The organism is Streptomyces sp. NPDC046977, from assembly GCF_040644455.1.
Lineage (GTDB): Bacteria > Actinomycetota > Actinomycetes > Streptomycetales > Streptomycetaceae > Actinacidiphila.
In genome coordinates, this window is the sequence record NZ_JBEYWO010000024.1 from 101,027 (window position 1) to 127,822 (window position 26,796).

At 73.2% G+C, this 26,796-nt stretch carries 23 protein-coding genes; 11 read left to right on the forward strand and 12 right to left on the reverse strand.

Going from position 1 to position 26,796, the window contains the following annotated elements; translation table 11 throughout:
* Window positions 1–66: 66 nt before the first annotated feature.
* Window positions 67–1,710 (forward strand): PucR family transcriptional regulator, encoded by a 1,644-nt coding sequence (locus ABZ883_RS30560; protein WP_360911787.1) that lies wholly within the window; start codon window positions 67–69, stop codon window positions 1,708–1,710.
* Window positions 1,711–1,748: 38 nt separating this feature from the next.
* Here ABZ883_RS30560 and ABZ883_RS30565 read toward each other — a convergent pair whose 3' ends face one another.
* From ABZ883_RS30565 to ABZ883_RS30580, 4 genes are all read right to left on the reverse strand, one after another.
* On the reverse strand, window positions 1,749–3,281 hold the full coding sequence (locus ABZ883_RS30565; protein ID WP_360911789.1) for an NCS1 family nucleobase:cation symporter-1: 1,533 nt from the start codon (window positions 3,279–3,281) through the stop codon (window positions 1,749–1,751).
* A 70-nt stretch (window positions 3,282–3,351) separates the two neighbouring features.
* On the reverse strand, window positions 3,352–4,374 hold the full coding sequence (locus tag ABZ883_RS30570; protein WP_360911791.1) for a TIGR03842 family LLM class F420-dependent oxidoreductase: 1,023 nt from the start codon (window positions 4,372–4,374) through the stop codon (window positions 3,352–3,354).
* A 29-nt stretch (window positions 4,375–4,403) separates the two neighbouring features.
* Window positions 4,404–5,804, reverse strand: coding sequence for a dihydropyrimidinase (hydA, locus tag ABZ883_RS30575; protein WP_360911793.1), 1,401 nt, complete (start codon window positions 5,802–5,804; stop codon window positions 4,404–4,406).
* A 17-nt stretch (window positions 5,805–5,821) separates the two neighbouring features.
* Complete coding sequence (locus ABZ883_RS30580; RefSeq protein ID WP_360911795.1) at window positions 5,822–6,664, reverse strand: nitrilase-related carbon-nitrogen hydrolase; 843 nt, start codon at window positions 6,662–6,664, stop codon at window positions 5,822–5,824.
* A gap of 300 nt (window positions 6,665–6,964) precedes the next feature.
* Here ABZ883_RS30580 and ABZ883_RS30585 point away from each other — a divergent pair, with 300 nt between their 5' ends.
* Complete coding sequence (locus ABZ883_RS30585; RefSeq protein ID WP_360911796.1) at window positions 6,965–7,606, forward strand: winged helix-turn-helix domain-containing protein; 642 nt, start codon at window positions 6,965–6,967, stop codon at window positions 7,604–7,606.
* Between the two features lie 94 nt (window positions 7,607–7,700).
* Window positions 7,701–8,432 carry an SRPBCC domain-containing protein gene (locus ABZ883_RS30590; RefSeq protein WP_360911798.1) on the forward strand — a complete coding sequence of 244 codons (732 nt, stop codon included), beginning with the start codon at window positions 7,701–7,703 and terminating at the stop codon, window positions 8,430–8,432.
* Window positions 8,433–8,507: 75 nt separating this feature from the next.
* Here the strand turns inward: ABZ883_RS30590 and ABZ883_RS30595 are convergent, their stop codons facing one another.
* Window positions 8,508–10,727, reverse strand: a complete 2,220-nt coding sequence (locus tag ABZ883_RS30595) for an NADP-dependent isocitrate dehydrogenase (RefSeq protein WP_360911800.1) — start codon at window positions 10,725–10,727, stop codon at window positions 8,508–8,510.
* A gap of 302 nt (window positions 10,728–11,029) precedes the next feature.
* Between ABZ883_RS30595 and ABZ883_RS30600 the strand changes: the two genes are divergently transcribed.
* Window positions 11,030–12,406, forward strand: a complete 1,377-nt coding sequence (locus ABZ883_RS30600) for an MFS transporter (protein WP_360911802.1) — start codon at window positions 11,030–11,032, stop codon at window positions 12,404–12,406.
* A gap of 84 nt (window positions 12,407–12,490) precedes the next feature.
* Here ABZ883_RS30600 and ABZ883_RS30605 read toward each other — a convergent pair whose 3' ends face one another.
* The 3 genes from ABZ883_RS30605 to ABZ883_RS30615 form a co-directional block, all read right to left on the reverse strand.
* Window positions 12,491–14,407 (reverse strand): helix-turn-helix domain-containing protein, encoded by a 1,917-nt coding sequence (locus tag ABZ883_RS30605; RefSeq protein WP_360911893.1) that lies wholly within the window; start codon window positions 14,405–14,407, stop codon window positions 12,491–12,493.
* 96 nt (window positions 14,408–14,503) lie between these two features.
* On the reverse strand, window positions 14,504–15,298 hold the full coding sequence (locus ABZ883_RS30610) for a 3-hydroxybutyrate dehydrogenase (protein WP_360911804.1): 795 nt from the start codon (window positions 15,296–15,298) through the stop codon (window positions 14,504–14,506).
* Window positions 15,299–15,383: 85 nt separating this feature from the next.
* Window positions 15,384–15,869 carry an NUDIX domain-containing protein gene (locus ABZ883_RS30615; protein WP_360911806.1) on the reverse strand — a complete coding sequence of 162 codons (486 nt, stop codon included), beginning with the start codon at window positions 15,867–15,869 and terminating at the stop codon, window positions 15,384–15,386.
* 156 nt (window positions 15,870–16,025) lie between these two features.
* Between ABZ883_RS30615 and ABZ883_RS30620 the strand changes: the two genes are divergently transcribed.
* Window positions 16,026–17,093, forward strand: a complete 1,068-nt coding sequence (locus tag ABZ883_RS30620; RefSeq protein WP_360911808.1) for an O-antigen ligase family protein — start codon at window positions 16,026–16,028, stop codon at window positions 17,091–17,093.
* A gap of 39 nt (window positions 17,094–17,132) precedes the next feature.
* On the opposite strand, the gene ABZ883_RS30625 is transcribed toward ABZ883_RS30620, so the two are convergent.
* The gene (locus tag ABZ883_RS30625; protein ID WP_360911810.1) at window positions 17,133–17,663 is read right to left on the reverse strand and encodes a hypothetical protein; all 531 of its coding nucleotides are present in this window, start codon (window positions 17,661–17,663) and stop codon (window positions 17,133–17,135) included.
* Window positions 17,664–17,823: 160 nt separating this feature from the next.
* On the opposite strand from ABZ883_RS30625, the gene ABZ883_RS30630 reads away from it, so the two are divergent.
* On the forward strand, window positions 17,824–18,867 hold the full coding sequence (locus ABZ883_RS30630; RefSeq protein ID WP_360911812.1) for a LacI family DNA-binding transcriptional regulator: 1,044 nt from the start codon (window positions 17,824–17,826) through the stop codon (window positions 18,865–18,867).
* A gap of 45 nt (window positions 18,868–18,912) precedes the next feature.
* On the forward strand, window positions 18,913–20,313 hold the full coding sequence (locus ABZ883_RS30635; RefSeq protein WP_360911814.1) for a GH1 family beta-glucosidase: 1,401 nt from the start codon (window positions 18,913–18,915) through the stop codon (window positions 20,311–20,313).
* Window positions 20,314–20,370: 57 nt separating this feature from the next.
* Here the strand turns inward: ABZ883_RS30635 and ABZ883_RS30640 are convergent, their stop codons facing one another.
* Both ABZ883_RS30640 and ABZ883_RS30645 read right to left on the reverse strand, forming a co-directional pair.
* The gene (locus tag ABZ883_RS30640; RefSeq protein WP_360911816.1) at window positions 20,371–20,898 is read right to left on the reverse strand and encodes a hypothetical protein; all 528 of its coding nucleotides are present in this window, start codon (window positions 20,896–20,898) and stop codon (window positions 20,371–20,373) included.
* A gap of 88 nt (window positions 20,899–20,986) precedes the next feature.
* A complete protein-coding gene (locus ABZ883_RS30645; protein ID WP_360911818.1) occupies window positions 20,987–21,784 on the reverse strand; it encodes an aspartate/glutamate racemase family protein in 798 nt (265 codons plus the stop codon).
* Window positions 21,785–21,982: 198 nt separating this feature from the next.
* On the opposite strand from ABZ883_RS30645, the gene ABZ883_RS30650 reads away from it, so the two are divergent.
* Entirely contained in the window at window positions 21,983–23,101 is a 1,119-nt protein-coding gene (locus tag ABZ883_RS30650) for a glycosyltransferase (RefSeq protein WP_360911895.1), read from the forward strand.
* On the opposite strand, the gene ABZ883_RS30655 is transcribed toward ABZ883_RS30650, so the two are convergent.
* On the reverse strand, window positions 23,074–24,189 hold the full coding sequence (locus ABZ883_RS30655) for a glycosyltransferase (RefSeq protein ID WP_360911820.1): 1,116 nt from the start codon (window positions 24,187–24,189) through the stop codon (window positions 23,074–23,076). The genes ABZ883_RS30650 and ABZ883_RS30655 overlap by 28 nt on opposite strands.
* 349 nt (window positions 24,190–24,538) lie before the next feature.
* Between ABZ883_RS30655 and ABZ883_RS30660 the strand changes: the two genes are divergently transcribed.
* The 3 genes from ABZ883_RS30660 (at window position 24,539) to ABZ883_RS30670 (ending at window position 26,726) form a co-directional block, all read left to right on the forward strand.
* Window positions 24,539–25,078: a DUF6643 family protein gene (locus ABZ883_RS30660; RefSeq protein ID WP_360911822.1), complete on the forward strand. Its 540-nt coding sequence runs from the start codon at window positions 24,539–24,541 to the stop codon at window positions 25,076–25,078.
* A gap of 67 nt (window positions 25,079–25,145) precedes the next feature.
* Window positions 25,146–25,982: an MOSC N-terminal beta barrel domain-containing protein gene (locus ABZ883_RS30665; RefSeq protein ID WP_360911824.1), complete on the forward strand. Its 837-nt coding sequence runs from the start codon at window positions 25,146–25,148 to the stop codon at window positions 25,980–25,982.
* Window positions 25,983–26,120: 138 nt separating this feature from the next.
* Window positions 26,121–26,726, forward strand: a complete 606-nt coding sequence (locus ABZ883_RS30670) for a hypothetical protein (protein ID WP_360911826.1) — start codon at window positions 26,121–26,123, stop codon at window positions 26,724–26,726.
* The last annotated feature ends 70 nt before the right edge of the window (window positions 26,727–26,796 follow it).

Sequence of the window (26,796 nt, forward strand, 5' to 3'; positions counted from 1 at the left end):
CCACCCGGTCACGGCGGCAGTGACTAGACTCCCACCCCTGGCAGGACGAGGGACGGGCGTGATCGCGTGGGCGACGACAGACCGGACGCACCCCCGCCGCACACGGCGGGTCGGCTGACCGTGCGCGACGTCCTGGACCTGGACCTCGTCACACCCTGGGGGCCGGAGGTCGTCGCCGGCTCCGCGCACCTGCACCGCGCGGTGCGCTGGCTGCACGTCGCCGAGGCGCTGGACGTCGGGGTCATGCTCAGCGGCGGGGAGATGGTGCTCACCACCGGTCTGCTGCTGGCGGGCGACGAGCGGGCCCAGCGCGAGTACGTCGAGTCGATGCAGCGGGCCGACGTCGCCGCCGTCGTCCTGGGCCTGGGCCGCGCCTTCCGCACCACGCCCGAGCCGATGCGGCGGGCGGCCGAGCGCTGCGGGGTGCCGCTGATCGTGCTGCACCGGCCCGCGCCGTTCGCCCGGCTCACCGAGGAGGTGCACGCGCGCCTGGTGCACGGCCGGTTCGCCGCCCTCGACCTGTCGGAGCGGATACGGTCCTCGCTGACCGTGCTCAATCTCTCCGGCGCGACGCTGCAACGGGTGCTGGACGAGATCGCCGCGCTCAGCGGCTGCCCGGCGCTCGTGGTGAACCTCGCGCAGCGCGTGCTGGCCTCGGCCGGTGACCAGGGGTCGCTCAACGGCCTGCTGCGGGACTGGGAGCGGGTCTCCCGGCAGGTGGCCGAGCTCGCGGGGAGCGGGGCGGTGACGGTCGGACCGGACGGCTGGATCGTGGCGCCGCTGGAAGCCCGGGGGCAGCAGTGGGGCCGGCTGGTGCTCGTCGGCCACCAGGGCACGGAGGAGTCGGGCCGGGTGCTGGGGGCGCGCGCCGCCGAGGCGCTGGCCATGCACCGCCTGCTGGGCGACCGCGACCGGGGCTGGGAGGACCAGGCCGCCGAGTCGCTGCTGCTCGACCTGGCCTCGGGCACCGCCCGCCCCGAGCAGTTGCTGACCCGGGTGCGCGCGGCGGGGCTCCCGGTCAACCGGCGCGTCTTCGTGCCCGTGGTGGTACGCCCCCTCGGTCCGGCGCCGGACGGCAGGGACGACCTTCCCGAAATGATCGAGCACGCGCTGGCCGAGCATCCGGACGTGGCGGGCCTGGTGGCCCGGATCGGCCCGGCGGGCACGGCGGTGCTGCTCAGCGTCCCGTACGGGCAGGACACCGACGCCGCCGTGCGTCGGGTCGCGGTCCGGGTGCACGAGGAACTGGCGGCCCGGGGCCGCACGGCGGTCGCCGGGGCGGGGTTCGGCTGCCGCGAACTGGACGAGGTGCGGCGCTCCTTCGTCGAGGCGGTGCACGTCGCGGACGCGGCGGTGGCCGGGCCCCCGGCGTCCCCCGTGGCCCGGCTGCGGGACGTACGGCTGCGCGGCCTGGTCCGCCTGCTGCGGGACGAGCCGGAGCTCCAGGCGTTCATCGGGCGGGAGTTGGGCCCGCTGCTGCGGAACCCGGCGCTGCTGGAGGCGCTGCGCGCCTATCTGGACACCGGCCGCAACAAGTCGGCGGCGGCGCAGATGCACCACGTCAGCCGGCCGGCGTTCTACCGGCGGCTGCAGAGCATCGAGGCCCTGCTCGGTATCGACCTGGACGACTGGGAGCAGCTGACCTCGCTGTACGTCGCCCTCCTCGCGCACGAGGCGCAGCGCGCCGCGGGGCCCGGGGCCGACCGCTGAGGCGGCCGGGCCCGGGCCCCGCGCACGGGCGGCCGGGGTCAGCTCCTGCGGTCGGGGGCGAGCCGGGTCAGCAGGAGGTAGACGACGAGGGACGCGGCCAGGCCGACCGCCCAGCCGTAGTCGGCGAGCGGCTTGAGGAACGGGATCATCCCGTCGACGGGGAACGGGCCCTGCTTGACGCCCTTGGCGTCGAGCCCGGAGTGCGAGCCGCCGATGGCGAGGACACCGCCGGCCGCGAACGCGACCAGCGCCCGCCAGTTCCAGCCGCCGTCGTACCAGTAGCGTCCCTCCGTGCGGTAAAGGTCGGCGAGTTCGAGCCGGGTGCGGCGGACGATCCAGTAGTCGGCGATGAGGATGCCGGCCACGGTGCCCAGCAGACCGCCGACCGTGCCGAGCCAGGTGAAGATGTACGCCTGCGGGCTCGCCAGCAGCTTCCAGGGGAAGATGACAACGCCCACCACGGCGGTGATCAGGGCGCCGGTGCGGAAGCTGATCCGGCGCGGCGCGATGTTGGACAGGTCGAAGGCGGGCGAGACCACGTTGGCCGCGATGTTCACCGACAAGGTGGCCACCAGGACGGTGATGAGCGCGAAGAGCACCGCGGCCCAGTTGTCGAGCTTGGCGGCCAGCGCCACCGGGTCCCAGATCGGTGCGCCGTAGACGGCCTGGGAGCCGGAGGTCACCAGCACCGACAGCAGGGCGAACAGCGTCATCGTGGTGGGCAGGCCCAGGGACTGCCCCCACAGCTGGGCGCGCTGCCCGGCGGCGTAGCGGGTGAAGTCGGGGATGTTGAGGGAGAGGGTCGACCAGAAGCCGATCATGCCCATGAGGGCGGGGAAGAAGACCTTCCAGAAGTCCCCGCCCCAGCCGAGCGCGGACGGCTGGTCGAGCAGCGGGCCCAGGCCGCCGGCCTTGTTCGTCATCCAGATCAGCAGCGCGACGGCGCCGACGATGACGAAGGGCGCCGCCCAGTTCTCGAAGCGGCGGACCATCTCCATGCCGCGCACGATGATCGCGACCTGAATGATCCAGAAGACGACGAAGGACAGCCACTGCGTCCACGGGTATCCGCCGATCGTCCCGGCGTTCGCCCACGAGTCGCCGAAGAGCTTCCCGGCGAGCAGGAAGATGCCGGAGCCGCCGATCCAGGTCTGGATGCCGAACCACACGCAGGCGACCGCGGCCCGGACCAGAGCGGGCAGGTTGGCCCCGCGCACCCCGAACGACGCGCGGGCGAACACCGGGAACGGGATGCCGTACTTGGGGCCGGCGTGGCCGGTGAGCAGCATCGGCACCAGCACGATGACATTGGCGAGGGCGATGGTGAGGACCGCCTGCTTCCAGTCCATGCCGAGGGCGACCAGGCCCGAGGCGAGGGTCCAGGAGGCGACGTTGTGGGCCATGCCGACCCACAGGGCGGTGAAGTTGTACGTGGTCCACTTCCGCTGGGCGAGCGGTACCGGAAGCAGGTCCTCGTTGGCGTAGGGGCCGGAAGGTATCGCGTCGGGCGCGAGCTCGACGCGGCCGTCGGCCCCGGCTCTGCCGGCCGGCGGTGGAGCGGTGGCTGTCATGGCAGCCCCCTTCGTTCGAGGCGGGGATCGGGGATCGAACGTGCCGTGCGGGGGGATGAAGGGGCCGGGGTCAGCCGCGGAGTGCGGGAATGACGGTGGAGCCGTAGACGTCGATCACGGACTCCTTGGCGTCCTGCATGTCGTACAGGGCGAACTGGTCGACGCCGAGGGCCTTCAGGGCGCGCAGTTTCTCGATGTGCTGCTCCGCGGTGCCGATGAGGCAGAAGCGGTCGACGATCTCGTCGGGGACGAACGCGGTGTCGGGGTTGCCGGTGCGGCCGTGGTGCGAGTAGTCGTACCCCTCGCGGGCCTTGATGTAATCCGTCAGCTCCTGGGGGACGGCGGCGGACACCTCCCCGTACTTGGCCACCAGGTCGGCGACGTGGTTGCCGACCATGCCGCCGAACCAGCGGCACTGCTCGCGGGCGTGGGCCAGGGCCTGCGGCGAGTCGTCCTCGGTGACGTAGGCGGGCGCGGCCACGCAGACCTTCACCGCCGACGGGTCGCGGCCGGCGGCCACCGCCGCGTCCTTGACCGCCTTGACCATCCACTCCGTCAGATAGACGTCGGCGAGCTGCAGGATGAAGCCGTCCGCCTTCGCCCCGGTGATCGCCAGTGCCTTCGGACCGTACGCCGCCATCCACACCGGCAGTTCGGCACCGGGGCGCACCCAGGGGAACTTCACCACCGTGCCGCCGCCCAGGTCCGCCTCGCGTCCCTCGGCGAGTTCCCGGATGACGTGCATGGCCTCCTCTATACGGGCGAGGGTGTTGGGCCTGCGGCCCGCGACCCGCATCGCGGAGTCGCCGCGGCCGATGCCGCAGATCGTCCGGTTGCCGAACATCTCGTTCAGCGTCGCGAAGGTGGAGGCGGTCACCTCCCAGGTACGGGTGCCCGGGTTGGTGACCATCGGGCCGACGACCAGCCGCTCGGTCCGCGCCAGGATCTGGCTGTAAATGACGAAGGGCTCCTGCCACAGCACGGTCGAGTCGAACGTCCAGCCGTGGGTGAAGCCGTTGCGCTCGGCGCGCCGCATCAGCTCCACGACCCCCGACGCGGGCGGGTCCGTCTGCAGGACGAGACCAAAATCCATTGCTCTGCTCCCTGGGGTGGCTGGACGGGCTAGACGAGGTACTGGCAGGTCGCGCGGGTCTGGTAGCGGCCGTGGCCGGCCCGGCCCAGGTAGCGGTCCTGGTCGACGACCACGGTGCCGCGGGAGATGACGGTGCGGGCCTTGCCGCGCACGCGCTTGCCCTCGTAGGCCGAGTAGTCGACGTTCATGTGGTGCGTGCCCGCCGACATGACCTGCTCGGCGGCCGGGTCGTAGATCACGATGTCGGCGTCCGCGCCCGGCGCGATGGTGCCCTTGCGCGGATACAGCCCGAACATCCGCGCCGGGGTGGCGCAGGCGATCTCGATCCAGCGGCGGCGGCTGATGTGACCGTCCACCACGGCCTGGTGCAGCAGGTCCATCCGGTTCTCCACCCCCGGCAGACCGTTGGGGATCTTCGAGAAGTCGCCCCGGCCCAGTTCCTTCTGCCCCACGAAGCAGAACGGGCAGTGGTCCGTCGACACCACCTGCAGATCGTTGGTGCGCAGGCCCTTCCACAGCTCGGCTTGGTGCTCCCTGGGACGCAGCGGGGTGGAGCAGACGTACTTGGCGCCCTCGAAGTCCGGCTCGGCCAGGTTGTCCGTGGACAGGAACAGATACTGCGGGCAGGTCTCGGCGAAGACGTTGAGACCGCGGTCGCGCGCGGTGGCCAGTTCGGCGACGGCCTGCTGCGCGGAGACGTGGACGACGTAGAGCGGCGAACCGGCGACCTCCGCGAGCCGGATGGCGCGATGGGTCGCCTCCGCCTCCAGCAACTCCCGCCGCACCTCGCCGTGGTAGCGGGGATCGGTCTTCCCCGCCGCGAGCGCCTGCTCCACCAGCACGTCGATGGCGATGCCGTTCTCCGCGTGCATCATGATCAGGCCGCCGTTGTCGGCACCGCGCTGCATCGCCCGCAGGATGCGGCCGTCGTCGCTGTAGAACACCCCCGGATAGGCCATGAACAGCTTGAAGGATGTGACGCCCTCGTCCACGAGGAGGTCCATCTCCTTGAGGCTGTCCTCGGTGACATCGGACATGATCATGTGGAACGCGTAGTCGACGGCGCAGTTGCCCTCGGCCTTGGCGTGCCAGGCGTCGAGCCCGGCGCGCAGCGACTCGCCCACGGACTGCACGGCGAAGTCCACGATCGTGGTGGTCCCGCCCCACGCGGCGGCCCGCGTTCCCGTCTCGAAGGTGTCCGAGGCATGGGTGCCGCCGAAGGGCAGCTCCATGTGCGTGTGCGCGTCGACGCCACCCGGGATGACGTACATGCCCGTCGCGTCGATCACGGTGTCCGCCGTCCAGCCCTCGGCGACGGTGCTGCCGGCGGCGGCCAGGGCCACGATCCGCTCGTCCTCGACGAGGACGTCGGCGTGGGTCTCCTCGGCGGCGGTGACGACCAGTCCGCCGCGGATCAGGATCCGGCTCATGTCCCGCGTCCCTCCCCTCAGGCCTCGGTCAGCGGGCCGTAGGCGTCGGGACGGCGGTCCCGGTAGAAGGCCCATTGCCGGCGCACCTCCTCGATCTGCCCGAAGTCCAGGTCGCGGACGACGAGTTCCTCCTCCTTGTCGGAGGCCACGTCGCCGACGAACTGGCCGCGCGGGTCGACGAAGTACGAGGTGCCGTAGAAGTCGTTGTCGCCGTACTCCTCCTGGCCGACGCGGTTGATCGCGGCCACGAAGTACTCGTTGGCGACGGCGGCGGCCGGCTGCTCCAACTGCCAGAGGTAGGCCGACAGCCCGCGGGAGGTCGCGGAGGGGTTGTAGACCAGTTCGGCCCCGGCGAGGCCGAGGGCGCGCCAGCCCTCGGGGAAGTGCCGGTCGTAGCAGATGTAGACGCCGACCTTGCCGACCGCGGTGTCGAAGACGGGCCAGCCCAGGTTGCCGGGCTTGAAGTAGAACTTCTCCCAGAAGCCCTTGACCTGCGGGATGTGGTGCTTGCGGTACTTGCCGAGGTAGGAGCCGTCGGCGTCGATCACGGCCGCGGTGTTGTAGTAGAAGCCCGCCTGCTCGACCTCGTAGACCGGCACGACCATGACCAGGCCCAGTTCCTTGGCCAGCGCCTGCATGCGCCGCACGGTCGGGCCGTCCGGCACGGGCTCGGCCCAGCCGTAGTGCTCCGGCTCCTGGACCTGGCAGAAATAGGGGGCGTTGAAGACCTCCTGGAAGCCGATCACCTGCGCCCCCTGGGCGGCGGCCTCACGGGCGTACCGCTCGTGCAGGTCGATCATCGATTCCTTGTCGCCGGTCCACCTGGTCTGCACGAGTGCTGCGCGCACAACTCGACTCATCGGTCTTCCCTCCGACAGCGCGGCGATGAGCGGACCCCGGAGACGGGCTCCGGGCCGCTTGTCGGCTGACATTAGGAGCCGGGGGGCGCGGGGTGGAGTACCACGCTGTAACGCGCTGGGGGCCCGGGCGTTCCGTCGCGTCACCTGCGTGGATGCCGATCAGAGCGATGTCACGGGTGCTCGCCCGTCCGGTGAAATCGGCGTTTCGTCCCTGCCTGCGCGGTGACCGGCGGGTGTCGAGGAGTGGCCGACAAGGCGATGAGTCTGGACAAAAATAATGTTCGGTGAGAGTCTGGGGCCATGTTGGACGTGACCGTGATCGAGGACTCCGCGGCCGCCGCCGCCTCCCTGGACCCCGTACGGGCCCGGCTCCTGGCCGAGCTCGCCGCGGGTCCCGCGTCGGCGACGATGCTCGCCGCGCGGGTCGGGCTGCCCCGGCAGAAGGTGAACTACCACCTCAGGGCGCTGGAGACGCACGGCCTGGTGGAGCTGGCCGGGGAACGCCGCAAGGGCAATGTCACCGAGCGCCTGATGCAGGCGACCGCCGCCTCGTACGTCATCTCACCGCTGGCGCTGGCCGCCGTGCAGCCCGACCCCGGCCGGTTCCGCGACCAGTTGTCCGCCCGCTGGCTGCTGGCCGTCGCCGCCCGCCTGGTGCGCGACGTCGGCACCCTGATCACCGGCGCGGCCAAGGCCCGCAAGCGGCTCGCGACGTACGCCCTGGACGGCGAGGTGCGCTTCGCGTCCGCCGCCGACCGGGCCGCCTTCGTCGAGGAGCTGACCCGCGGCGTGAGCGCGCTGATCGCCCGGTACCACGACGCGGACGCCGAGGGCGGCCGCGAGCACCGCATCGTCGTCGCGCTCCATCCCACCGTCAAGGACCCGGTGACCGCAGGGCAGTCCACGCCCGAAACCCCGCCGGCCGTCGAGGAACAGGCGTAGGAGCCGCGCCCGCACCGCACCGCCACAGCGCCGCACCGCCTCCGCACACCACATCCGCCCCGCACGTCCGCGGGCACGAGGAGAGAGCACCCCCATGGGCAAGGAATTCGAGATCGTCCGCGAGTTCGAGGTCGAGGCGGCACCGGAGGAGGTCTGGGAGGCCGTCACCACCGGCTCGGCGGGCTGGCTCTGGCCCCAGGAGTTCGAGCCCCGCCAGGGCGGCGCCGCGCCCTTCGGCGGTGTCCTCACCGTCTGGGACCCGCCGCACCACCTGACCGCCCGCGCGGAGTTCCCCGACGGCGTCGGGAACCAGGCCTTCAACCAGCTCGAGCACGTCATCGAGGCCCGCGAGGACGGCGGTTGCCGGGTCCGCTACGTGCACAGCGGCATCTTCGTCGACGACTGGGACAACCAGTACGACGGCGCGAGCAAGCACACCGACTTCTACCTGCACACCCTGCGCCAGTACCTGACGCACTTCGCGGGCCGCCCCGCCGCCTTCGCGACCGTCAACGGCCCCGCCGCCTCCACCGCGCCGGACGCCCTGGAAGCCGTCAGCCGCGCCCTCGGCGTACCCGACGACGCCGCCGAGGGCGCCGGCGTCCGCCTGCGGCTGCCCGGCGTGGCGGCGCCCGTGGACGCCGTTGTGGACTTCCGCAACCCGTACTTCGTCGGCGTGCGCACCACCGACGCCATGTACCGGGTCTTCGGCCGCAACCACTTCGGCGCGCCCGTCGGCATCAGCGTGCACGACTTCTCGGCGGACGCCGACGGCAAGGAGACCGGGGAGCGCTGGCAGCGCTGGCTCGACGGCGTCTTCGCCTGACGCGCGCCGCACAAAGCGAACCGCCCCGGCTGGTCCTCCAGCCGGGGCGGTTCGTTCGCGTACGAGAGGGTCGGGTCAGCCGAGGATCGCCAGCGCCTCGTTGAGCGTGGCCGACGGGCGCATGACGGCCGCGGCCTTCACGGCGTCGGGCTGGTAGTAGCCGCCGATGTCGGCCGGGGAGCCCTGGACGGCGATCAGCTCGTCGACGATCGTCTGCTCCTTGTCCGACAGCGTCCGGGCGAGCGGGGCGAAGGCCTTGGCCAGCTCCGGGTCGTCCGTCTGCCCCGCCAGCTCCTGGGCCCAGTACAGGGCCAGGTAGAAGTGGCTGCCGCGGTTGTCGATGCCGCCGAGCTTGCGGCTGGGCGACTTGTCCTCGTTGAGGAACGTGCCGGTGGCGCGGTCCAGGGTGTCGGCCAGGACCTGCGCGCGGGCGTTACCCGTGGTGGTCGCCAGGTGCTCGAAGCTGACCGCGAGGGCCAGGAACTCGCCCAGGCTGTCCCAGCGCAGGTAGTTCTCCTTGACCAGCTGCTGCACGTGCTTGGGCGCGGAGCCGCCCGCGCCGGTCTCGAAGAGGCCGCCGCCGTTCATCAGCGGGACGACCGACAGCATCTTGGCGCTGGTGCCCAGCTCCAAGATCGGGAAGAGGTCGGTCAGGTAGTCGCGCAGCACGTTGCCGGTGACGGAGATCGTGTTCTCGCCGCGGCGGATGCGCTCCAGGGAGAACTTCGTCGCCTCGACCGGCGACTTGATCTCGATCTGCAGGCCCTCGGTGTCGTGCTCCGGCAGGTACTGCTCGACCTTGGCGATCAGGTTCGCGTCGTGGGCGCGCTCCGCGTCCAGCCAGAACACCGCCGGGTCGCCGGTCGCGCGGGCGCGGGTGACGGCCAGCTTGACCCAGTCCTTGATCGGCGCGTCCTTGGTCTGGCAGGCGCGGAAGATGTCACCCGCGGAGACGGCCTGCTCCAGCACGACGTTGCCGGCCCGGTCGACCAGGCGGACGGTGCCGGTGTGCTGGACCTCGAAGGTCTTGTCGTGGCTGCCGTACTCCTCGGCCTTCTGCGCCATCAGGCCGACGTTCGGGACCGAGCCCATCGTCGCCGGGTCGAAGGCGCCGTGCGCGCGGCAGTCGTCGATGACGGCCTGGTAGATGCCGGCGTAGCTGCTGTCCGGCAGCACCGCGAGGGTGTCGGCCTCCTGGCCGTCCGGGCCCCACATGTGGCCGGAGGTGCGGATCATGGCCGGCATGGAGGCGTCGACGATGACGTCGCTCGGGACGTGCAGGTTGGTGATGCCGCGGTCGGAGTCGACCATCGCCAGCGCCGGGCCCTCGGCGAGCTCGGCCTCGAAGGACGCCTTGATCTCCGCGCCCTCGGGCAGCGCCTCGGCGCCCTTGAGGATGCCGCCGAGACCGTCGTTCGGGGTCAGGCCGGCGGCCGCGAAGGCCTCGCCGTACTGCGCGAAGGTCTTGGGGAAGAACGCGCGCACCACGTGGCCGAAGACGATCGGGTCGGAGACCTTCATCATCGTGGCCTTCAGGTGCACGGAGAACAGCACGTCCTCGGCCTTGGCGCGGGCGACCTGCTCGCCCAGGAACTCGCGGAGCACCGCGACGCGCATGACGGAGGCGTCCACGACCTCGCCCGCCAGCACCGGGACCGACTCGCGCAGCACCGTGGTCGTGCCGTCGTCGCCGAGCAGCTCGATGCGCAGGGAGCCGTCCTCGGCGATGACCGCGGACTTCTCGGTGGACCGGAAGTCGTCAGCGGTCATGTGCGCGACATTGGTCTTGGAGTCGGCCGACCAGGCGCCCATGCGGTGCGGGTGCGCCTTGGCGTAGTTCTTGACGGACGCGGGGGCGCGGCGGTCGGAGTTGCCCTCGCGCAGGACCGGGTTGACGGCGCTGCCCTTGATCTTGTCGTAGCGGGCGCGGACGTCCTTGTCCTCGTCGGACTTCGCCTCGTCCGGGTAGTCCGGCAGCGCGTAGCCCTGCTCCTGCAGCTCCGCGATCGCGGCCTTCAGCTGCGGGATCGAGGCCGAAACGTTCGGCAGCTTGATGATGTTGGCCGCCGGGGTCTTCGCCAGCTCGCCGAGCTCCGCGAGGGCGTCCGGGATGCGCTGGCCCTCCTCCAGGTACTCGGGGAAGCTCGCGATGATCCGCCCGGCCAGGGAGATGTCGCGGGTCTCCACGGCGACGCCGGCCGTGGAGGCGTACGCCTGGATCACGGGCAGGAACGAGTACGTCGCCAGCGCCGGCGCCTCGTCGGTGTGCGTATAGATGATGGTCGAGTCAGTCACCGGGTGCTCCGCTCCACGTCTGCAACATTGCAACATTGCTCGACATCAAGATATCTCGTGACCGCACCCCTCTCGACGGGACCCTGCCCACGGCGGCGGCACCCACCGCCCGGATGCCGCCGCCCGCCTCCCGGCGCCCCCTTGCCGGCGCGATTCCGGCCTGCCCCTCAGCCGTGCCGTGGTGCCCGCGCGCATATCCCGCACATTAACTATGGTGTCCCACCACATGGGCCGGTGACCTGCGTCTTCCTACGTTGTGCCGACACGGAAACGTCCCCGACAACCGCCTGGAAGTGGTGCACATGGCTTCCCCCGCAACCGCTCCCCCACCGCCGGCCGGCCTCCGGCGGATCGTCGCCGCGAGCCTGGTCGGCACGACCATCGAGTGGTACGACTTCTTCCTCTACGGGTCCGCCGCCGCCCTCGTCTTCAACAAGCTGTTCTTCCCCGGCTCGGATCCGCTGGTCGGCACCCTCCTGTCGTTCCTCACCTACGCGGTGGGCTTCGCCGCACGGCCCATCGGCGCGCTGGTCTTCGGGCACTACGGGGACCGCCTCGGGCGCAAGCGCCTCCTGGTGCTGAGCCTGCTGCTCATGGGCGGCGCGACCTTCTGCATCGGCCTGCTGCCGACCCACGCCACCCTGGGCTCGGCCGCTCCCGTGCTGCTCACCGCGCTGCGCCTGGTGCAGGGGTTCGCGCTGGGCGGCGAGTGGGGCGGCGCGGTGCTGCTGGTGTCGGAGCACGGGGACGCCCGGCAGCGCGGCTTCTGGGCCTCCTGGCCGCAGACCGGCGCACCCGCGGGACAGCTCCTTGCCACCGGCGTGCTGTCCGCCCTGACCGCCCTGCTGTCCGACGCCGCGTTCACCTCCTGGGGCTGGCGCGTGCCCTTCCTGCTGTCCGGCGTCCTGGTGCTGGTCGGCCTGTGGATCCGGCTCTCCGTGGACGAGTCGCCGGTCTTCAAGGAGGCCCTCGCGCGCGCCGAGGCCCGTAAAACCGAGACTGCGGCAGTGGAGCGGATGCCGCTGGTCGCCGTACTGCGCGACCACTGGCGCGACGTCCTGGTGGCGATGGGCGCGCGCATGGCCGAGAACATCAGCTACTACGTGATCACCGCCTTCGTCCTGGTGTACGCGACGACACAGGCGGGCCTCGGCAAGCAGACCGCGCTCAACGCCGTGCTCATCGGCTCCGCCGTGCACTTCGCGGTGATCCCGGCCTGGGGCGCGCTCTCGGACCGGATCGGCCGCAAGCCGGTCTACCTGCTGGGCGCCGCCGGGGTGGGCCTGTGGGCGTTCCCCTTCTTCGCCCTGATCGACACCAAGAGCTTCCCGGCGCTGCTGCTGGCCGTCACCGTCGGCCTGGTCCTGCACGGAGCCATGTACGCGCCGCAGGCCGCCTTCTTCTCGGAGATGTTCGCGACCCGGATGCGCTACTCGGGGGCCTCGATCGGCGCCCAGTTCGCCTCGGTCGCGGCCGGCGCCCCGGCGCCGCTCATCGCGACGGCCCTGCTCGCGGACTACGACAGCGCCACACCGATCGCCCTGTACGTCATCCTCGCCGCCATCATCACCCTGGTCGCGGTCTCCGTGGCCAAGGAGACCCGCGGACGCGACCTCGCGGCCGTGGAACCGCAGGCCGCCGACGAGACGCCGCTGGCCCGGTCGGCGCCCGCGAGCTGAGGTCGTCCTGCACGGATGAAGAGAGCCGGCCCGGACCCCGTCACCGTCGTGGTGGCGGGGTCCGCGCCACGCCGCAGAGGGGGATCAGTCCTGGCCCGCGGAGAGCCGGTGCAGGCGCAGCGCGAGCTGGATCTCCAGCGCGCGGTCCGGCGACTGCCAGTCGGGGCCGAGGAGTTGGGATATCCGCTCCAGGCGCTGGGCGACGGTGTTGACATGCACGTGGAGGGCGTCCTTGGTGCGCACCGGGCTCATGCCGCTGGAGAAGTAGGCGTCGAGGGTGCGGACGAGCTCGGTGCCCCTGCGCACGTCGTAGTCGGCGACGTTCCCGATGGTGCGGTGGACGAAGCCGTCGACGTCCCGGGCGTCGGTGAGCAGCAGGCCGAGGAATCCGAAGTCGGCCCCGGCCGCGCCCTCTCCGGCGCGGCCGAGGGCCCGCAGGGCGTCGCCGCAGCGCTGGGCCTCGGCATAGGCGAGTGCCACGGATCCGGGGCGGGCGGCCGGCGCGGCGACCGGGTTGGACGCCCCCACGGTGACGGCGGCCCGCACCGCGCTGCCGAGTTCGCGGGCGATGCGGCGCGCCGTCGACGAGGCGGTCGGTGCGGTCGATGCGTCGGTGTGCCGTTCGAGTGGGAGCAGCAGCACGGTGCCGCCGTCCCTGGCCGCCGCCAGGCCCCGGTGCGTGGCCGCGATGTGGGAGGCGGCGGACCACAGGCGCAGCCGGTCGGAGCTGCCGTCGGTCTCGTCGTCGATGCGCGCCGCCAGCACAATGTGCGGGGCGTCCAGGTCGGCGCGGAGCCGTGCGGCGCGCTCGCGCAGCAGCCGGGGGTCGCGGTGCGGGGCGTCGAGCAGGTCGTCCAGCAGTTCGCCGCGGAAGCGCTGTTCGGCCTCGGCGGCGTTGCGGCGGGCGAGCAGCAGCAGGGAGGTGACCATCGCGGCCCGCTCCAGGGTGCGTTGGTCGACGGGCCCGAGTTCGGGATGGCCGCGCAGGAGCAGCGCGCCCAGGAGTTCACCGCCCGCGGTGACGGCCGCGGCCCAGGTGCCGCCCTGGCGGACGGCACGGCCGTCCTTGCGGGAGCGCGCGACGGCGTCGGCCAGTTCGCCGGGGACGGGCTCGTGGTCGTGGCCCACCACGCGGACCGTTCCGGCGAGCACGTGGGAGACCGCGTCGGCGACGTCGTCGACGCCGCCGCCGCGCAGCACGAGTTCGGTCAGCCGGTCGTGCACCTCCGAGGCGCGCTCCAGCGCCGCGCTGTGGGTGCGGATGGTCTCGTTCGCCGCGCCGAGGTCCGCGAGGGCCGAACGGGTCTCCTCCAGGAGGTTGGCCGTGTCGATGGCGACGGCCGCGAGCGAGGCGAGCGAGGCCAGCAGGGCGATCTGCTCCCGCTCGAAGACCCGGGCCCGCCGGTCGGCCGCGTACAGCACGCCGATGACCCCTGTGCCCAGCACAAGGGGTACGCCGAGGATCGCGACCAGGCCCTCGTCGTGCACCGCCGAGTCGATCGAGGAGGTGTGGCAGAACCGCTCGTCGTCGAAGTAGGACTCGGTGACGTAGGGCATGGCGGTCTGCGCGACCAGCCCGCCGAGCCCCTCCCCCATGCCGAGCCGGACACGCTGGAAGCGCGCGGAGACCGAACCCTCGGTGACCCGCATGTAGGTGTCGCCGGCCTTGCGGTCGTTCAGGCTCAGATAGGCCACGTCCGTGCCGAGCAGGGAGCGCGCCCGGTGCACGATGGCCTGCAGCACGGAGTCCAGGTCGCGCAGCCCCGCGAGGTCGCCGGCCGTCTCGAAGAGCGCCGACAGCTCGGCCTCGCGCCTTCTTCGGCCCTCCAGTTCGGCCCGCACCCGCAACGCCAGCAGCTTGGCCCGCTCCAGCTCGGCGAGCACGGTGGGGCCGGCACCCTCGGCCCGGGCGGCCAGGACCGGGCGCTCGTACTCCTCCACCGGGGCACCACGGGCCAGCAGCCGCAGGTACGGCGCGTCGGCGGGTCCGTACGCAGGCATGGGGCCGCTGGTGTCCTCGTGGTCGTCCCGGGCGGAGGAGTCGTGGTGGCCGGAGGGGTCGTCGTGGTCGGGCACGGTGTCAGGGATACCGGCAGATCAATGTGCCGTCCATCCGCCGTCCATGGTCAATGAGGCGCCGGTGACGAAGGAGGCCTGCGGGGAGCAGAGGTAGGCGGCCATCTCGGCGACCTCCTCGGGCTCCACCAGCCGCTTCACGGCGGAGTCCGCGAGCAGGATCTCGCCGACCACCCGCTCGGGGGCGATGCCGTGCGCGGCCGCCTGGTCGGCGATCTGCCGCTCCACCAGCGGGGTGCGCACATAGCCGGGGCACACGCAGTTGGAGGTCACCCCATGTGCGGCGCCTTCGAGCGCGGCGGTCTTGGAGAGTCCTTCGAGACCGTGCTTGGCCGCGACATAGGCGCTCTTGAACGGCGAGGCGCGCAATCCGTGCACCGAGGAGATGTTCACGACGCGGCCCCAGCCCTGCCCGTACATGTGCGGCAGAGCACCGCGCAGGAGCCGGAACGGGGCCTCCAGCATCACCCGCAGCACGGTGGAGAAGACCTCCGGCGGGAAGTCCTCGATGGGCCGCACCAGTTGGAGCCCCGCGTTGTTGACGAGGATGTCGGTGCCGGCCGCGGCGTGCTCAGCGGCGTCGAGGTCGGTGAGGTCCAAGGTGAGCGCCTCGACCGCACCGGGGCGACCGTCGGCCGCGGCACGTTCGACGAGGGCGGCCAGGCCCTCGGCGTCGCGGTCCACGGCACGCACCTTGGCGCCCGCGGCGGCCAGCCGCAGCACACATGCGCGGCCGATGCCGCCCGCGGCGCCGGTGACGAGAGCGGTGCGGCCGCCCAGGTCGGGGACGCCCGGCTGGGGGGTGGAGTCCGTCATGGCCACGAGGCTAGGCAACGACGGCGCCCGCACCGATGTGGGCAACGCCCACAGTCGCGTACGGGCTGGTGGGCGCACCCCACACTCACTCTTCCGGCGGCCCCGCGGGCTCGAACCAGGTGGGCCCGTCGCTGCGCGCGTGCTTGAGGCGCAACTGGCCGTGCCCGCCGAGATCGGGCAGCCCGTCCACGTCGAACCAGCCGACCTCCAGCGACTCGTCGTCCGCCACGTGGGCCCGGCCGCCGACGGCACGGCAGCGCAGGGTGATGTCCACGTACTGGCAGCGGTCGCCGTTGGGGTAGCGCACCGGCTTGATCGTCTGCACCAGGACGACGCGTTCGGCGACCGCCAGGACGCCGGTCTCCTCCAGCACCTCCCGGACGGCGGTCTCGGCGGGCTGCTCACCGGGTTCGCTGATGCCGCCGATCAGGGACCAGCGTCCGTTGTCGGAACGACGGTTGAGCAGGACGCGGTTGTCGTCGTCGAAGACGACCGCCGTGACACCGGGCAGCAGCAGCTGCCGGTGGCCGACGAGGGCGCGCAGCTCGCGGAGGAATTCGGGAATCGGCACGCCTCGAGCCTACGTGCTCGCGTGGATCATGTCCGCCGTGCCGGCCCGGACGCCGCGGGCACCCCGGTGTTACCGCGCGACATATCCACACCACCACATCACAGCGGTTACCGTGACCCCCGGGGCCCGCGCGGGGTGGCGTCAGGGGGTTCGGGGATGAGGACGACAACGGGCGACGCGGCCGGCATCGCCGGCGACGACGCCCCGCCCGACAGCCCGCGACCGGGCAGGACCGACGCCGTCGGCGCGGCGCTCCTGGTCACGAGCACGGTGTGGGCGCTGGTCTCGGCGATCGGCCGTCCCGCGCGGCCCGAGGGTTTCCTGCTCGCGGTCCTCGCGGTCGCCGCCGGGTTCGCGGCCGGACGGATCGGCGGGGCCCTGCGGCCGGTCGCCGTGCCCGCCGCGGCGGCCGTGGGCGCGATCGCGCTCACCCTGCTGCCGCCCGGACGCCTGTCGCACGGACCGCACACCCCGCCGCTGGGGTACGCCAACGCCGATGCCGCGCTCATGGTGCTGGCGACCGGCGCCGTGTGCTGCGCCGCCTGGGCCTCCCGCCCGGGCGCCGTACGGCTCGCGCTGCGGCTGCTGGGCGCGCTGGCCGCCCTGGTCGCCCTCGGACTCGGCTCCGCCGCGGGCTTCGCCGCCTCGCTCGGCGTGCTCCTGTGCTCCCTGGCCGCCGACCGCACGCCGCGGCTGATCGGGCTCGCGGGACTGGCGCTGGCCACCTGCGTGGCCGTCGGCGGCACGTACGCGGTCGCCGTGGACGCCCTGCCGCCGGGCCTGTCCGCGTCCCTGTCCGGCCAGCTCACGCCCGCACGCGTCAGGCTCTGGCACGAGGCCCTGCACACCGCGGCGACCAGCCCGGTGCGCGGGATCGGTCCCGGACGGTTCGCGGAGGTGGAGGACGGCGGCGGGGAGCCGGGGACGGACATCCCGGCCGGCAAGGGCACACCCCAGTCCGCCCCGCTCCAACTCGCCGCGGAGCAGGGTGTCCCCGGCGTCGCGCTCCTCGCCGGCTGCTACGTCTGGTTGCTGTGGGCCCTGCGCCGCTCACCGCGCGGCACACCCGTCGTCCTTACGGCGGCCGCGGCGCTGACGGGCCTGGCCATGCAGTCCGCCGTCGACCACGTCCTCAGCTACGCCGCCGTCACCGCCGGTGCGGGCCTGCTCGCCGGGCTCGCCACTTCGCGTCCCACCCGCGACGGGCCCCCGGCGGTCCGCTGACGGCCCTCGACGCCGCCGCCCGCCGCGACCGGCACCGGCTCACGCCGACGACGGCCCCCGCGGCGGGCCGAAGAGCACGTCGCGGATCTCCTCGGCCTTCAGATGGCCGCTGAGCCGCAGCTCCGCACGGAGCGCCGCGACGAGTTCGGACAGGCGCCGCTGGGCCACGGGATCGGAGCCGACGAAGCCGCCGTCCCGCTCGATCGCGGCGAGTATCCGGCCTGCCTCGGCGTTGCCGTAGGTCGCCAGGCGGGCCTTGGCGGAGGAGACGAGCACGAGGGACTCGGTGATCCGGTCCTCCAGCTCGGCCGCCCGTGCCGCCGTCACAGCGGGTCCCGCTCCGTAGAGGCGCCCCCGGTACTGGGCGTTCTCCGCGATGCCGCGCATGAAGTCGACCAGTGCGTCGCCCGCGCGCTCGGCCCGCTGGCGGCGGCTCTCGTTGTGACGGGCATGGACCGCGTTGACCGAGGCGAGCACCACACCCGCGGCGAAGCCGATCAGCGCAATGACCGCTTCCGCCGCGATGTCCGTGTCCCCGGCCGCCGACCACATCATGATCCCGCCCCCCATGGCCCGATACGTCCCACCCTAGGCGGACGACGGCCCCACGGACAGACACTTGCCGCGGGTCGCCGTGGCGGCCTACCATCACGATGTTGTCGAATCGATTCGATTCATTCGACTTGGCCTCACTCGACCGATCCACCGATCCGCCGCCGGAAGGAACCGCATGGCCACGATCAAGGACGTCGCGGAGCGCGCGGGGGTCGCGCCGAGCACCGTGTCGTACGTCCTGAGCGGGTCCCGCAAGATCTCCGAGGACACGCGCCGCGCGGTGCGTCAGGCGATCGACGAACTGGGGTACCACCCGCGGGCGAGCGCGCGGACGCTGCGCAGCACGCGCACCCAGGTCCTGGCCCTCGCGCTGCCCCGGGTCGCCGGGGGGTACCGGGCCGTCGACGGGCGGTTCGCCATCGGCATCAGCGACGCGGCCCGGGCACACGGCTACGACGTCCTGCTGACGACAGCGCGGGAGGGCGTCCCCGGGCTGCGCCGGATCGCGGGCAGCCGGCAGGCCGACGCAGCGATCCTGATGGCGGTCGAGATGGAGGACCCCCGCATCGAGGCCCTGCGCGAACTCTCCTTCCCCACCGCCCTGCTGGGACGTTCGGCCGGCGACCGCGAGCCCTGGACCGATCTGGACTGGGAGGCCGCGACCGCCCTGGCGGTACGCACGGCCGTGGCGGCCGGCCACCGCGACGTGGCGTTCCTCGCCACCACCGACCACGAACTCCGGGCCCGGCGCGGCTACGCGGTCCGCGGCGTCGCCGGTGCCCGCCGGGCCGCGGCCGAGACCGGCGCGGACGTCGCGGTCCGCGAGTCGACCGGCGACATCCCGCGGCTGCCGCAGGTGCTCCGTGCCCTGCTCTGCGGCGAACGGCCGCCGACCGCGCTGGTCGTGCAGCACGTCGCGGCGCTGCCGCACCTCCTGGCCGCCGTCACCGCCGAGGGGCTGCGCGTCCCCGAGGACCTGTCGGTCGTGGCGGTCGGCAACCTCCCGGACGACGTCGGAGGACGCGAACTGCCCCGCGTCGAACTGCCCGTGGAGGAGATGTCCGCGGAGGTCGTCCGCCTGGCCGTGGAGGCGATCGACGCCCGTGCGCAGGGCGTCCCGCCCGGTGCCGCCGCCGCTTCGCGGCTGATCGCCCCCGTCCTGCTGGCGCCGGAGCGCGTCGCACCTCCCCGCCCGCGGCCGCGCCCCGCCCGGCACTGAACCGCACGCACCCCCATCCGCACCGAGCCGAGGGAGCCCCTTCCCATGCCCGCCGAACTCCCGTCCTTCCCTCTCGGATTCGTCTTCGGCGCCGCGACCGCGGCCTACCAGATCGAGGGAGCCCACGACGAGGACGGCCGCGGGCCGTCCATCTGGGACACCTTCAGCCACACCCCCGGCAACACCGCGGACGGCGCGACCGGCGACATCGCCTGCGACCACTACCACCGCCACGCCGAGGACGTCGCACTCCTCAAGGATCTGGGCGTCGGCTCCTACCGCTTCTCCGTCGCCTGGTCGCGCGTGCTGCCGGACGGCCGGGGCCCGGTCAATGCCAAGGGCCTCGACTTCTACGACCGCCTCACCGACGACCTGCTCTCGGCCGGCATCTCCCCTGCCGTCACGCTCTACCACTGGGACCTGCCCCAGGCCCTGGAGGACGGGGGCGGCTGGCGCAGCCGCGCGACCGCCGAGCACTTCGCCGCGTACGCCGCCGTCGTCGCCGAACGGCTCGGGGACCGCGTCGGCCGCTGGATCACCCTCAACGAGCCCTATTGCTCGGCGTTCGTCGGCTACGCCGAGGGGCGGCACGCACCCGGTGCCCGCGAGGGCACGGGCGCGCTCGCCGCCGCCCACCACCTGCTGCTCGGCCACGGCCTCGCGGTGCCGGCCCTGCGCGCGGCGGGAGCGCGCGAGATCGGCATCACCCTCAACCTCGACCGCATCGAGGCCGCGAGCGACTCCGCCGCCGACCGGGGCGCGCTGAGCCGGGCCGTCACGCTGCACAACGACACATGGACGGAGCCGCTGTTCGCCGGCCGCTACCCGGCGGGCGAGACCGGGACGTGGGGCGCGCTCGCCGACGGCTCGTACCGCCGCGAGGGCGACCTCCAGGTCATCGGCGCCCCCCTGGACTTCGTGGGCCTGAACTTCTACCGCCCGCTCACCGTCGAGGACGCCCCGCACCGCGAGGCCGACCCGGCACTGCGCACGGCGGTCGACATCGGCGTGCGGGAGACCGATCCGTACGGGACGCGGCACACCACCATGGGCTGGCCGGTCGTCCCGGAGGCGTTCACGGCGCTCCTGCTGGAACTGCGCGACCGCTACCCGTCGCTGCCGCCCGTCCTGATCACGGAGAACGGTTCCGCCGAGGCCGACGTCCGCTCCGCCGACGGCGGCGTCGACGACCCGGACCGGGTTGCGTACCTGCGCGACCACCTCCACGCGCTCGCCGCCGCGATCGACGCGGGTGTGGACGTGCGCGGCTACTACGTCTGGTCGCTGCTGGACAACTTCGAGTGGGCCCGGGGGTACGGTCAGCGCTTCGGCATCGTCCACGTCGACTACGGCAACGGGGCCGAGCGGACCCCCAAGTCGAGTTACGCCTGGTACCGCGACCTGATCGCCGCCCACCGCGCGGGGACCGGGCGGCAGCGGTCCTGACGGGCGGCGGCACGCGCTGGGCCACCCGGGTGAATCCGTGGGCGGGCGGCCGTCCGCCTACGGGCGCAGGCCCAGCCGGGTGCGGATGGCCCGGACGGCGCCCTCGGCGTCGTCCACGGTGACGGTGAAGTGCCGCCCGTTGCCCAGGTCGATCACGACACCGGGGCCGCGCCGGACGACCACCGCCGTGCCCTGCTCGGGGCGCCAGCGGTACCCCCAGCCGCCCCAGTGCCGCGGGCTCACCAGAGGCGCGAGGTGGGCGTCGTTGATCTCGTGCCACGGGATGCTGCGGCGCGGCACACCGATGTGGCCGCAGCGCACCTGGAGTCCGTCCCGGTCCACCTTCACCCGCACATGGGTGAAGGCGACGGTCCCGAACAGCACCAGGAGCCCGGCCGCGATGCAGCCCACCACCGACATGATCAGCGGCGCGACGCCCGAGGTGTAGGCGGAGTCCACGGCGAGTTCGATGCCCAGCGCCATGCAGGCAGCGCCCACGCCCGCCAGCAGCCACTGGAAACGGTTGCTGGCGTGGCCCGTCCACACCTGGGGTGTACGCGCGTCGTCACGCTGCGCGTCCGTCATGTGAGCAGGGTACTCATCCGCGGGGCGGATGGCAGCCGTGCGAACGGGACCGGTGGCGGTGGACCGTCAGTGGACCCTCATAGGACCGTCAGAGGACAGGAGCCGTGCCCGGGGCGGCGGACGCGGCGGTCTCCGCGAGGAAACGGCCCTCCGGGTAGGCCAGGGCCTGCGGCGTGATCGCGCCAGGCCGGCCGCTCAGAATGACCGCGAGGCCGCCGGTCGGTGCGTTGGCCGGGGCGGGCGCCGCTCCGATCCGCCGCAGGGTCTGCGCGGCGACGGCGTCCGCGGAACCGAGCAGCGGGGCCGTGGTGCCCAGCGCCGCCCGGATGCGGTCGGCGACGAGCTCGTAGTGGGTGCAGCCGAGCACGACGGCCTCGGCGTCGGCGGGGGTGAGCGCGGCCGCGGCGGCGATCGCGGCGGCCGTGGCGGCCTCGTCGGCCCGGTCGACGGCGTCGGCGAGACCGGGGCAGGGCACCTCGGTGACGGTCGCGCCGTTGCCGAAGTCCCGGATCAGGTCGCGCTGGTAGCGGCTGCCGGTGGTCGCCGGGGTCGCCCAGATCGCGACGGTGCGGGCCCCGGCGGCGGCCGGCTTGATCGCGGGCACGGTGCCGATGACCGGAATGGCGGGCTCCAGCTCGGCGCGGAGCGCGGGCAGCGCGTGGACGGTCGCGGTGTTGCAGGCGACGATCAGTGCCTCGGGGCCGTGCGCCGCGGCGGCGCGGGCGCAGGCCAGCGCGTGCTCGGTGACGTCCTCGGGGGTGCGCGGGCCCCAGGGCATGCCGTCGGGGTCGCAGGAGAGCACGAGGTCCGCGTCGGGCCGCATCCGGCGGAGCGCGGCGGCCGCTGCGAGCAGCCCGATTCCGGAGTCCATCAGCGCGATCTTCACGGGTCACCACTTTACGTGATCCGATTGTCTGCCCGGCCGGCCCGCCGCCCGCCGGGCTGCGGGGTGCGGAGTGCGGAGTGCGCCGGCGAAATCCCGCGCGGGCGGGGGCCGTGGCGGCAGACTGCCGGGGTGACGTGGCTGACGTGGGCGACCGTGGTGTCGCTGCTGGCATGGCTCTGGCTGCTGCTGGCGCAGGGGATGTTCTGGCGAACGGACGTACGGCTGCCCCCGCTCCCCCCGGCGGACACCGGCGGGCCCGAGGAGTGGCCGGACGTGGCCGTCGTCGTACCGGCACGGGACGAGGCCGGTGTGCTGCCGCTCAGCCTGCCCAGTGTGCTGGCGCAGCGGTATCCGGGCCGCGCCGAAGTGGTGCTCGTTGACGACGGCAGTACGGACGGCACCGGCGAGCTGGCGCGGCGGCTGGCGGAGGAGACGGGCGGACTGCCGCTGCGGGTGCTCTCGCCCGGACCGCCGCCGCACGGGTGGACGGGAAAGCTGTGGGCGGTGCGGCACGGCATCGAGGTGGCCGGGCAGTCCGCCGTGGCGCCGGAGTTCCTACTGCTCACGGACGCCGACATCGCCCATGCCCCGGATTCGCTGCGGCACTTGACGGCCGCGGCGCGGGCCCATGGGCTCGACATGGTGTCGCAAATGGCGCGGCTGCGGGTGGCCACCGCCTGGGAGCGGCTGATCGTGCCCGCCTTCGTCTATTTCTTCGCCCAGTTGTATCCGTTCCGTCGGGTCAACCGCGACCGGTCCAGGACCGCGGCGGCGGCCGGCGGCTGCGTGCTGATCCGGCGCTCGGCCGTCGAGCGGGCCGGTGTCCCGGAGTCCATCCGGCACGCGGTGATCGACGACGTGGCACTGGCCAGGGCGGTGAAGGGAAGCGGCGGCCGGATCTGGCTCGGGCTGGCCGACGGGGTCGACAGCGTCCGCCCCTACCCGGGGCTGTCCGAACTGTGGCGGATGGTCTCGCGGAGCGCGTACGCCCAACTGCGGCACAGCGTCGCCCTGCTGGCGGGCACGGTGCTGGGGCTGCTGCTGATCTACGTGCTGCCCCCGGTCGCCGCCGTCGGCGGGGCGGTTGCGGGAGCGTGGTGGCTGTGTGCCGCGGGAGCCGCAGCATGGGCGGTGATGTGCGGCACCTATGTGCCGATGGTGCGCTACTACCGGCAGCCGCTGTGGCTCGTCCCGCTGCTGCCGTTCACCGCCGTGCTCTATCTGCTGATGACGGTCGACTCCGCCGTGCAGCACTACCGCGGCCGCGGGGCGGCATGGAAAGGCCGCACCTATGCGCGGCCGGACGCCTCGGCGTAGGCGACGGCAAGGCGGGCGCCGACCGCGGCCGTGCCGAACCGGCGCAGGGTGCGGTCGGCGAGGGCCACCGGCTGGTGCCGGGGCAGTGCCGCGGCGGCCTCCACCAGAGCGTGCGCGAAGGCCGCGGGGTCGCCGGGCGGTACCAGGAAGCCCCCGTCGTGGCCGACGAGTTCGGGCAGGGCACCGGTCCGCGGGCCCACCACCAGGGTGCCGCACCCCAGCGCGTCCAGAGCCCGCAGGCAGAAGCTCTCGGCGTCACCGGCGACGGCGTACAGATCGGCGTGGGCAACCGCGTGCAGCGCCTCGGCACGTCCGCGCGCCCGGCGCACGGTGACGGCCGAGTCGGCCCCGCACCGCCTCAGCAGGCCGCGCAGTTCGGTGGGGACCTCGGCATGCCCCTCCGCGATGATGTCCAGCCGCAGCCGGGGGTCCTTCAACCGGGCGGCGGCGAAGGCGTGCACGAGCGTCTCCCATCCCTCGTGCGGCCCGAAGCTCCCCGTCGCGGCCACCCGCACCGGGTCCTGGCTGATCCGCGCACGGGCCGGGACGCGGGGCAGGGTGTCGGGGCCGACGGGATGCGGCACGACACGGTGGCGCCCCGGCATCCGCTGCTCGCCGAGGCGCAGCAGGAGGGCGTCGCTCACCGCGAGCACCGAGGCGGCCTCGCGGTAGGCGCGGGCCCGCCCGCGGCGCATGCGCGAAGGGCTCTCGAACCAGCGGGCGTCGTCCTCGCTGAGCACGTACGGCAGCCCCACGGCTCGCGCGACCCACGGCAGGAGGTCGTCGGCGCCGGGGACATGACCGTGCAGGACGTCGATGCGGCCGCACTCGGCCGTCTCGTACCGCAGGACGTCCCCGATCCTCCCGACGGTGACCCGCCGGGCGGCGAGGCCGCCGAGCGGAAGGGCCACCTGGTAGTGGTGAGGCCGCTCCGGATCGCGGCCGGCACAGGGGAGCCCGCGCACGGCGGGCAGGGTCAGCTCCCGGACCGCGACCACGTCCACGACCTCGGCGACGGAGGCCGCGGCCTTGTGCCACTCCTCCGGCCTGGCCGGACGTGCCTGCCCGAAGAACATGGCGACGCGCATGGCCCACTGTGGCACACCGGGCCCCGGGCCCGGGGGAGTTCGCCGGAGTCATCCCAAGGGCTTGACAGCTCCCTCGTGCGGGTGAGCTGTTGGATCGAATGAGTGGCCGTTCCGTCACACAGGGCAATGGATGGAAACGCTTCCGGAAATGCCGTGGAGGGCCGCCCGGACCGCCGCGCGGACAACCGGTAACACCCCAGGCCCAGGGCTTTTACGCGATCGAAACGGCGACCGCGGCCCGATTTTCTCCCTTTCGATCACAATCGGCTTCACTGGTCACTCACTGCACATGAAATGACCCGCTAATCGGTCTCCCCAACCAGCACATCGTGGGCTTAACTTATGGGCTATGACCTCCCCCCGCGGTTCTTACGGCGGTGGCTACTACACGTCGCCGTTCTTTCCCGACACGCCCATCTACGACAGTCTTGTCGCGGAGCGGGGCACCCCCCAGATCGCGCCGATCCGCGTTCCGTCGGCGTACGACGTCGGCAGCAGCGTCGGCAGCAATCTCCCGGCCCTGCCGGCGGCGCCCCTCGCGCTGCCCGCCGGACCGTCCTCGTACAACCAGGCCCCGAGCGCGCCGCCCCAGAGCACGTACGCGGGCTACCAGGCGCCCGGCGGCTACCAGCAGCAGCCCCCGCTGCAGCAGGCGCCCGCCCCGTACATCCCGCAGCAGGCCACCGCTCCGCGGCCCGCGGCGTTCAACGGCGGCTACCAGCAGCAGCCGCCGGCCCCGCAGCAGTACCAGGGCCCGGCCGGCTACGAGCAGGCCCGTCCCGTGGCACCGCGCCCCGTGCCCCCGCGCCAGATGGCGCCGGGCGGCTACGACGAGCAGCAGCCCTACCAGCAGCGGCGCAACCTCGGCCAGGGCTACTACCCGGGCTGATCGGGGCGCCGGACGGCCGGTCCCCCGCCGACGGGTGGGTGACCGCGCCGGCTGGCACGATGGCGGCATGACGACGCCGACGCCGCCACCACGCCTGAGCGCACTGCACGTCTACCCGGTCAAGTCGACCGGGGGCGTGCGGCTGTCCTGGGCGACGGTGGAGCCGTGGGGGCTCGCCGGGGACCGCCGGTGGATGCTCGTGGACGCTGCGGGGAAGTTCGTCACGCAGCGGGAGCAGCCCCGGCTGGCCCTGGCACGCGCGGAGTCGCTGCCGCAGGGCGGATTGCTGCTGCACGCGCCGGGGCGGGACCCGTTGACCGTGGACGTGCCCGGGCCGGGGGCGACCGCGCCGGTGACGATCTGGCGCGACAAGGTGGAGGCCGTGACCGCGGGGGCCGCGGCCGCCGCCTGGTTCGGCGCGTACCTGGGCATGGAGGTCACCCTTGTCCATCTCGACGATCCGGCCCGCCGGCGCCCGCTCGACCCGGACTTCGCCCGTCCCGGGGAAATGGTGAGTTTCGCGGACGGGTTTCCGCTGCTGCTCACCACCGAGGCGTCACTGGACGCTCTCAACACACTGATCGCCGCGGGCGATCACGCGGGCGAGGGGCCGGTCCCGATGAACCGGTTCCGCCCCAACGCCGTCCTTGCGGGTACGGAGGCATGGGCGGAGGACACATGGCGGCGTATCCGTATCGGGGAAGTCGAATTCCGCGTCGCGAAACCGTGCGGGCGCTGTGTGGTCACCACAACGGACCAGCGGACCGCGGAGCGCGGCAAGGAGCCCCTGCGGACGCTCGCCCGGCACCGCAGGGCCCCCACGGGCCTGCTGTTCGGACAGAATGTCGTACCCCTCGGGACCGGAACACTCCGGGTCGGCGACGCGTTGACCATCATGGAGTGATGCGCGTCACGTGCCCGTGGCGCGGTCCGGGCGTCCGAGCGGACGGGCAGGGCGTGAGATGGCTCTCTCCCGCCGGTTCGGCGCCACCCATGTCCTGTGCCGTGTGCGGTACTTGGACGGTGAAGGGGGTGCGTTGCGATGGCCGTGAGCATGCTGGCATGGCGCTGGCGGCGTAATCCACTGCGCCGCCGGTCGGATGTCGTCGAGGCCTGGGCGGCGCTCGCCTCCGCGTGCGTGATCGCACTGGGCGCACCCGCCGCGGGCTGGGCCGCGGGAACAGCCGTCGGCAGCACCTTGAGGGACACCGTGCGCAGCGAGCGCGCGCAGCGCACCCAGCTCCCCGCGGTGGTGCTCAGGGCCGGTCCCCGCGCGGTGTCCGACAGCGATCCGGAGTCCGGCCAGGTGCGCGAGGAACGCCGCCCCGCCGTCGTCCGCTGGACCGCCGCCGACGGCCGGGCCCGCACCGCGCACGTACTGATCGCGGCCGACCGCGGCAAGGGCGACCGGATCACCCTGTGGACCGACCGGGCCGGGCGCGCACCGGCTCAGGCCCCGCTGGACGCCGGTACCGCCGACACCCACGCGACGCTCGCCGGGATCGGTACCTTCATCGCCGCCTGCGTTCTGGGGCTCATGGCACGCCAGGCACTCCTGTGGCACCTGATGCGACGGCGCCTGGCGGAGTGGGAACGCGAGTGGGCCGCCGCCGGACAGAGCTGGGGACGGGCCGGCGCCGGCGGCTGACATGTCCGGCAGGTGATCCATCTCCATCTCGGTGCTGACGGGCACCCGGCGCACGCTACCGTGGAGGCCC

Excerpts from the sequence above, each read along its gene's own strand:
- ABZ883_RS30655 (WP_360911820.1), bottom strand. The coding sequence starts at position 24,189 with ATGCGCGTCGCCATGTTCTTCGGGCAGGCACGTCCGGCCAGGCCGGAG.
- ABZ883_RS30585 (WP_360911796.1), top strand. The coding sequence starts at position 6,965 with ATGTTGGACGTGACCGTGATCGAGGACTCCGCGGCCGCCGCCGCCTCC.
- ABZ883_RS30565 (WP_360911789.1), bottom strand. The coding sequence starts at position 3,281 with ATGACAGCCACCGCTCCACCGCCGGCCGGCAGAGCCGGGGCCGACGGC.
- ABZ883_RS30620 (WP_360911808.1), top strand. The coding sequence starts at position 16,026 with ATGAGGACGACAACGGGCGACGCGGCCGGCATCGCCGGCGACGACGCC.
- ABZ883_RS30640 (WP_360911816.1), bottom strand. The coding sequence starts at position 20,898 with ATGACGGACGCGCAGCGTGACGACGCGCGTACACCCCAGGTGTGGACG.
- ABZ883_RS30665 (WP_360911824.1), top strand. The coding sequence starts at position 25,146 with ATGACGACGCCGACGCCGCCACCACGCCTGAGCGCACTGCACGTCTAC.
- ABZ883_RS30625 (WP_360911810.1), bottom strand. The coding sequence starts at position 17,663 with ATGGGGGGCGGGATCATGATGTGGTCGGCGGCCGGGGACACGGACATC.
- ABZ883_RS30590 (WP_360911798.1), top strand. The coding sequence starts at position 7,701 with ATGGGCAAGGAATTCGAGATCGTCCGCGAGTTCGAGGTCGAGGCGGCA.
- ABZ883_RS30610 (WP_360911804.1), bottom strand. The coding sequence starts at position 15,298 with ATGACGGACTCCACCCCCCAGCCGGGCGTCCCCGACCTGGGCGGCCGC.
- ABZ883_RS30570 (WP_360911791.1), bottom strand. The coding sequence starts at position 4,374 with ATGGATTTTGGTCTCGTCCTGCAGACGGACCCGCCCGCGTCGGGGGTC.
- ABZ883_RS30630 (WP_360911812.1), top strand. The coding sequence starts at position 17,824 with ATGGCCACGATCAAGGACGTCGCGGAGCGCGCGGGGGTCGCGCCGAGC.
- ABZ883_RS30635 (WP_360911814.1), top strand. The coding sequence starts at position 18,913 with ATGCCCGCCGAACTCCCGTCCTTCCCTCTCGGATTCGTCTTCGGCGCC.
- ABZ883_RS30670 (WP_360911826.1), top strand. The coding sequence starts at position 26,121 with ATGGCCGTGAGCATGCTGGCATGGCGCTGGCGGCGTAATCCACTGCGC.
- hydA (WP_360911793.1), bottom strand. The coding sequence starts at position 5,804 with ATGAGCCGGATCCTGATCCGCGGCGGACTGGTCGTCACCGCCGCCGAG.
- ABZ883_RS30605 (WP_360911893.1), bottom strand. The coding sequence starts at position 14,407 with ATGCCTGCGTACGGACCCGCCGACGCGCCGTACCTGCGGCTGCTGGCC.
- ABZ883_RS30600 (WP_360911802.1), top strand. The coding sequence starts at position 11,030 with ATGGCTTCCCCCGCAACCGCTCCCCCACCGCCGGCCGGCCTCCGGCGG.
- ABZ883_RS30660 (WP_360911822.1), top strand. The coding sequence starts at position 24,539 with ATGACCTCCCCCCGCGGTTCTTACGGCGGTGGCTACTACACGTCGCCG.
- ABZ883_RS30580 (WP_360911795.1), bottom strand. The coding sequence starts at position 6,664 with ATGAGTCGAGTTGTGCGCGCAGCACTCGTGCAGACCAGGTGGACCGGC.
- ABZ883_RS30650 (WP_360911895.1), top strand. The coding sequence starts at position 21,983 with ATGTTCTGGCGAACGGACGTACGGCTGCCCCCGCTCCCCCCGGCGGAC.